The sequence below is a fragment of the Pseudomonas sp. 43(2021) genome, from assembly GCF_017490805.1.
Lineage (GTDB): Bacteria > Pseudomonadota > Gammaproteobacteria > Pseudomonadales > Pseudomonadaceae > Aquipseudomonas.
Window position 1 is genome coordinate 1 of sequence record NZ_JAFGYJ010000325.1, and the last position, 500, is coordinate 500.

Sequence of the window (500 nt, forward strand, 5' to 3'; positions counted from 1 at the left end):
GCCATCGAGGGCGACGCCTTCCACCCCGAAGCCAACATCCGCAAGATGAGCGCCGGCATCCCGCTGACCGACGAAGACCGCGCCGGCTGGCTCGACACCCTCGCCGCCGAGCTGCAGAAAGCCATCGCCGCCGGCCAGCGCCCGGTGCTCACCTGCTCCGCGCTCAAGCTCATCTACCGCGAACGCCTGCGCCGCGCCGTGCCCGGCCTGGGCGTGGTGTTCCTCGAACTGACCCCGGCAACCGCCGCGCAACGCGTTGCCACCCGCCCCGGCCACTTCATGCCGGCCAGCCTGATCGACAGCCAGTTCGCCGCCCTCGAACCGCCGGTGAGCGAACCGCTGACCCTGCGCCTGGACGCCACCCGCCCGCTGGAAGAACTGGCCGAAGCCGCGCACCTCTGGTGGCGCCAGCACTCCCACGACTGAAACCGATAGCGCCTGCCCGCCAAAGATAGCGCTGTCTCAATTCATCTCAGAAGAAAAGCCGCTCCGGCAAAACG

Annotated in this window: 1 protein-coding gene; it reads left to right on the top strand. The window is 69.2% G+C overall.

The window, feature by feature from the left end; genetic code table 11:
- Positions 1-426: gluconokinase (locus tag J5M71_RS27445; RefSeq protein WP_207838700.1), on the top strand; the 426-nt coding region annotated here is incomplete at its 5' end.
- Positions 427-500: the final 74 nt, after the last annotated feature.